Consider the following 5,803-nt stretch of genomic DNA (forward strand, 5'->3'; position numbering starts at 1 on the left):
AACCATGTTTGTCATAGTTGTTTTATATGGGGTATATATCGGTTTCTTTTAAATGATATGGAAGCCTTTTAAATGTCTTTTCAAATTCTATGTTCTCAAGGGCGCGTTGCGGACAGATCCGAGCGTATGCTAGAGGGCGCAAAACTCACGGCAGACAAACTAGCCTTACATTATGGCCTCACGCCTAATTACGTTGGGCAGCGATCACCCGCAAAATCGGATGATTGGAGTCTGGCACTCCCTGAAGCTCAAAATACCCTCGATCTGTTACAAACTGAAATCTTCCGATTGCTTGCCAACGGTGAGCCCCCCGTCTTATTTGCATCGAATACCTGCTCGGCAAGCTTAGCAACACTCCCAGTTGTCGCAGCGACTTATCCTGACGTCAAGGTTCTGTGGATTGATGCACACAGTGACTTTAATACACCAGATACGACCGAAACAGGCTACCTCGGTGGGATGGTACTGGCTGCTACATGTGGTCTTTGGGAGAGCGGCTTTGGTTCTGGTGTCCAACCCAATAATGTTGCTCTGATTGGTGTGCATGACATTGATGAAAAAGAACTACATAACGTGAATAACGCAGGTATCAATCACTTTCCCCCTTCGACTCTGACGCCAGAGTCTGTCCTCCACTTCATTGGAGATTCTAAAGTTTGGGTTCATGTGGATTGGGACGTTATGGACCCAGGGCAAATTTCCGCTGACTTCAAAGTTGAAGGCGGATTGAAAGTTGCCCAATTGTTGGAACTTTTCGAATCACTTCCAAGCAACCAAATCATGGGGTTAGAACTTGCTGAGTTTTGCGCGGATAGCCATCCGTCAGTCGCTAACATGGAAGGACTCGATCTTATCCTCCAAGCCGTGGATGCCCTATTCAAACAAAATAAGAGTCTGTGAGTATGGAAATCATTGAAACGAGCTCTGTCCCTTTCGTGCCTAACATTCAACATAAAGTCTTGTATACACACGCGGAGTTGTTGCCAAAACTACATACGTTATCTAATTGGAAGAGAGAGGGCTGGGAAGAGTTCAGCACGAGAATCAGCGCCCCCGAATTTCCTTGCCTGTTTAGCCGCAGAGCGTGGAGCGCTAAGACTATTCATGTGCTGTTTTGTGAGCCGGATCGCCACGATGGTTACTACCAGTTTCTGCATGGTTTGATTGCCTACACAGATATGGTTAACGCTACACCAGTGAATAAGCGCATGTTCTCACCATTAGTGGTCTTCTTTTCTCCTGAGTTTTCATCTTCTCTGGAGCCCCACGAACTTGGGTGGGATATCTTGAATTGGGCACATGAGCATGACATCGCTCAGTGGCCTCGAAATGTACCTACCGACCCCGAAGCCGCGGAATGGACATATTGCTTTAACGGTGTCGAACTGTTCATCAACATGAGCTCGGATAAGCATAAAAAGCTTAAAAATAGAAATCTCGGCTCACGACTTAACTTTGTCATTAACGCCAGAGAAATCTTTGACATCGTCGCTAATGGTGAAACGAAAGGTGGAAGGCAGGCTCGCGAGCGCATTCGAAATCGTGTCAAAAACTACAACGACGGAATAATGCCCACAGAGTTGGGCTTCTATGGCGAAGAAGAAAATCTTGAATGGCGCCAGTATCAGTTACAAGAAGCCAGTGTCCCTTCAAATCCAATACAAAATAATGAGAGAGAATCTAAATGTCGTTATATAACTCAATTACAGAAACCGTGGGCCGCACTCCAATTGTTAAACTCAATCATCTTGCTCCACAGGGAGTCGAGGTTTATGTCAAAGTTGAGTCTTTTAACCCAGCAGGATCTGTCAAAGACAGGCTTGCACTTTCCATTGTATTAGACGCTGAAGCTAAAGGTTTACTCAAGAAAGGTGACACAATTATTGAGTGCACGTCAGGAAATGTTGGCATTGCCTTCGCGATGGTTGCTGCGGCACGAGGATACCAATTTGTGGCCGTCATGGGGGATGGTTATTCGCTCGAACGCAGGAAACTGATTCGCGCGTACGGTGGTGAAGTTATCCTATTTCCGAGTGAGCAAGGGAGTAGCGGCGGTAATCGAATTGCCGACCTTCTTGCCGCTCAGCATGGATGGTTTAGACCCCGTCAGTTCGATAACCCCGCCAACCCTGCGTATCACCGCGAGACCACTGCAAGTGAGATACTCAGCGATTTTGCTGGTAAGCGTTTGGATTACTTTGTCACCGGCTTTGGGACAAGCGGAACTCTCACCGGTATCGGACAGATGCTGAAGGTCGCACGACCAGGGGTAAAAATCGTGGTTCCCGAACCTCAAGGGGCTCGCATCCTAGCCAAGAATGAATGGACCGTGCACCCCGTGCAAGGTTGGACCCCAGATTTCATACCGAGCGTATTGGATAAGGATGTGGTGGATAGTCTCGTCACTATCGATGGTCATTTGGGGATCACGACTGCACGAGCTCTTGCTTGTTACGAAGGGATCCTTGTTGGCATCTCTGCCGGAGCGACGGTTGCAACCGCGTTAGAAGTGGCGAAATCTGCCCCAAAAGGAAGTGTGATATTGGCGATGGCGCCAGATACAGGAGAACGATACTTGTCTACCGAGTTGTTTGATGAACTCGGCAATGAAGAGACGGATCCTTTTATTAAGACTTGGAGTGAAGAGTCAGTCACGGCTGAATGTGACGTCTAGCTTTCCCTCTAAGTACTGACAGTATGTTGATTGTGCACGTTAGACGTATGCGCCATCAACAAGAATTATCCATGAAAGGAATCATCGTATGGAAAAGCGAATTTCATTAAGTGTCTTGGCGTTGGTCATGTTCTGCGTGACTTACTCTGTAAACTTGCAAGCTCCACTTTATGGAGTGTATGCCCAAAACAGTAACATGGGCACTGCGGCGGTAACCGTCGCCTTTGCAGCCTATGTGTTAGGGCTATTACCTACCTTATTAATGGTGGGGGGGATTTCAAATAAAGTGGGCAGAAAACCGCCTATATTCATTGCACTTCTGTTGAGTGCCAGCGCAACGGCACTGCTCATTATTCAGCCTAACTGGACCTCTCTGTTTGTTGCAAGATTACTATTGGGGGTTGCGACAGCCTTGACCACGACATCTGTATCAGCGTACATCTATGACCTCATTGAAGAGAGGGAGCTAAAATTTGGTACATTGTTGGTGGCAGCCTCAACGTCTTTAGGTTTTGGGAGCGGAGCCCTTGCCACCAGTGCGAGCTTGAATGTAACCGGTATGACGGTGATGCCATACAGTTATCTAAGCTTATTTTTGCTCGTATCGTTGTTGATGCTATTGCTTATTCGTTTGCCGACCAATCAAACTATTCAACCAAACCTCAATTTAATTACATTGCCTTGTTTTCCATCCAACACCTGGTCTTATGGTCTCGGAATGATGATGGCTTGGGCAACTACCGGTATGGTCATTGCCATTGTTCCAATACTACTCAATGAGATAGGTCTTAGCGAGTGGACTGGATTAATGGTTTTCCTTTCGATTTGTACTGGCTTTCTGACTCAGCACATTGCTAAGCGTTTGTCTTCAAGCATAAGTCTACTGCTGGGATGCTTCTTGACGGTGTTGGGGTTTAGTCTTATAGCGCTTGGTTACTATCGTGAATCCATCACAATTATTCTTCTCGGAGCTGGGTGTACTAGTCTCTCAAGCTATGGTTTCACGTATATGGCAGGTCTGTTTCAATTTACCAGTAACCATAACATCGATAAAGCAAGCTCTACGGCTGGTATGTACATCTATTCGTATGTTGGGTTCTCGATACCTGTTATTACATCAGGTGTTATAGCACAACGCTTTGGTAACTGGATGGCAATACTCAGTTTCATAACACTTTTACTGGCTCTGTCTGCAATTATTGGCGCTGGCAAACTGTTCGAAATGAAGAAAAAAACTCATTTTATGAAAGCTGAGAGTTAGGGGGGGATATGACAGAATCGCAGATTTCGCTCATCACTGGAGCAAACAAAGGGATCGGTTTCGAGATGGCAACGGCACTTGGCAAGCAAGGTCACACGGTATTGCTCGCGGGTAGAAACGCTGCAGCGATTAACGAGGCGGTGGCGACATTGAGCGCTCAAGGAATCGAAGCATTTTGCTTACCAATGGATATTACCTGCGACAACTCCATCCAAGAAGCAGCTCGCGTTATTGAAAGCTTGTTCGGTAAAATCGATATTCTTATTAACAATGCAGCGATTAGGGTTGAAGAGTACGGAAAATCTCCATCAGAGCAACCACTTACACAATGGCTGGAAACATTCAACACCAATTTATTTGGTACGGTAAACGTAACTTGTCGATTCTTACCATTACTTAAGCGTTCGATAAAAGGCAAGATACTCAACGTTTCAAGTTTGTTAGGTTCAGTGACGTTACACAGCGACACTGCCTCATATACCTACACGGATGCGTTTAAATCACTCCCTGCGTACAGTGCCTCAAAAACTGCGCTTAACTCTTGGACTGCTCATCTTGCCTATGAGCTTCGAGACACGTCAATCACGGTCAATAGCATCCATCCGGGTTATACGAAAACCGACTTAAATGATGGGGACGGAGTATTAACCCCCAAAGAAGGTGCCCTCACTGCAATACAAATGGCACTTGATACGGACAATTCAGTGAATGGTAAGTTTATTCATATGGGATCTGATCTTCCCTGGTAGCAAAAAAGGAATCGTTAAATGCACAAGACAAAGAAAGTCGCATTGATATCGGATAGCGATAGTCTATCCGTCGACTATGATATGCCCTTAATAATCGACGCTTTTAAGCGCACTAACGTGGAAGCTGATGTCATCTTCTGGGATAGCACCAGCCCGGATTGGTCAATGTATGACGCGGTTGTGCTGCGCTCTCCATGGACTTATATGGACAAAATAAAACCATTCATTGAGTTTTGCCATCAGGTTGAACAACGTTCTGTGTTACTTAACCCTCTATCAGTTATCGAATGGAACTCAGATAAAAGTTACTTGAAACTACTGGAGAAACAAGGGGTTCCCATTGTCCCGACTGAAATCCTTTATTCAGAAACAGAAATTCAAGCCGCTCTCGCCAGAATTAAAGAGAGTGAATGGGAAATAAACGAAGTAGTGATTAAGCCAACAGTTGGTGCCTATTCATTCGGTGTCGTTCGTCTTTCGATCGACGATTCAGACAAAATCACTCAGCATGTGCGCTACCTTTTACAGTTGGATAAGGGGGTCATTTTTCAACCTTATCTCAATACTATTGAGAAGCATGGTGAAACCAACATGATTTACTTTGGTAACACGTATTCACATGCGATTAAGAAAGAGCCATTACTGGCGGAACGTGGGGAAACAAAAACCCCTGACATGGAATTTCGCACGCTAAAGGATGCGAACAGTGAAGAGAAGGCGTTGGCAAAACGTATACTGGGTTTAGTACAAAGTAATCTTGAACTTTCTAAACCGCTTTTGTACGCGAGACTAGACTTTATTGAAGATAAGAAGGGGATGCCATTGCTGTTGGAACTCGAGATAACAGAGCCATCATTAAGCTTACCACTTACGCCTAAATCCGTGGATTTCTTTGTGAGGGCAATTATTGAGCGAGCACAATCTAAAGAGGTTGGGGTGTGCTGAGATTTCGAAATAGTACTCAACTTTCAGTGGCTTTTATTCGGACTCTCATCGACCGATCCTCAAACAAGGTATCGACAATCAAATCTATAGTTTCATTATGAAAACTAAGTCAAATGATACGTAAAGGTTTGATGATAAAAGTAGAGGCTAGCAAGTTTCGTGGCACTTTTGAGT

The 5,803-nt window shown here is 45.2% G+C and carries 6 protein-coding genes; all 6 read left to right on the top strand.

Annotated elements, in window-relative coordinates; all coding sequences use genetic code 11:
• Positions 1–72 precede the first annotated feature (72 nt).
• Positions 73–900 carry an arginase family protein gene (locus tag BCT81_RS18490; RefSeq protein ID WP_241908236.1) on the top strand — a complete coding sequence of 276 codons (828 nt, stop codon included), beginning with the start codon at positions 73–75 and terminating at the stop codon, positions 898–900.
• Positions 901–902: 2 nt separating this feature from the next.
• Positions 903–1,841, top strand: coding sequence for a YqcI/YcgG family protein (locus BCT81_RS18495; protein ID WP_241908237.1), 939 nt, complete (start codon positions 903–905; stop codon positions 1,839–1,841).
• Positions 1,730–2,674, top strand: a complete 945-nt coding sequence (cysK, locus tag BCT81_RS18500; RefSeq protein WP_241908238.1) for a cysteine synthase A — start codon at positions 1,730–1,732, stop codon at positions 2,672–2,674. The genes BCT81_RS18495 and cysK overlap by 112 nt, the downstream gene beginning before the upstream one ends.
• Positions 2,675–2,762: 88 nt before the next feature.
• Positions 2,763–3,935, top strand: coding sequence for an MFS transporter (locus BCT81_RS18505; RefSeq protein ID WP_102425414.1), 1,173 nt, complete (start codon positions 2,763–2,765; stop codon positions 3,933–3,935).
• Between the two features lie 8 nt (positions 3,936–3,943).
• Positions 3,944–4,684, top strand: a complete 741-nt coding sequence (locus BCT81_RS18510; protein ID WP_102425415.1) for an SDR family oxidoreductase — start codon at positions 3,944–3,946, stop codon at positions 4,682–4,684.
• 18 nt (positions 4,685–4,702) lie between these two features.
• The gene (locus tag BCT81_RS18515; protein ID WP_102425416.1) at positions 4,703–5,629 is read left to right on the top strand and encodes a hypothetical protein; all 927 of its coding nucleotides are present in this window, start codon (positions 4,703–4,705) and stop codon (positions 5,627–5,629) included.
• Positions 5,630–5,803: the final 174 nt, after the last annotated feature.

This window comes from Vibrio sp. 10N.261.52.A1 (assembly GCF_002876325.1).
GTDB classification, from domain to species: Bacteria; Pseudomonadota; Gammaproteobacteria; order Enterobacterales; family Vibrionaceae; genus Vibrio; species Vibrio chagasii.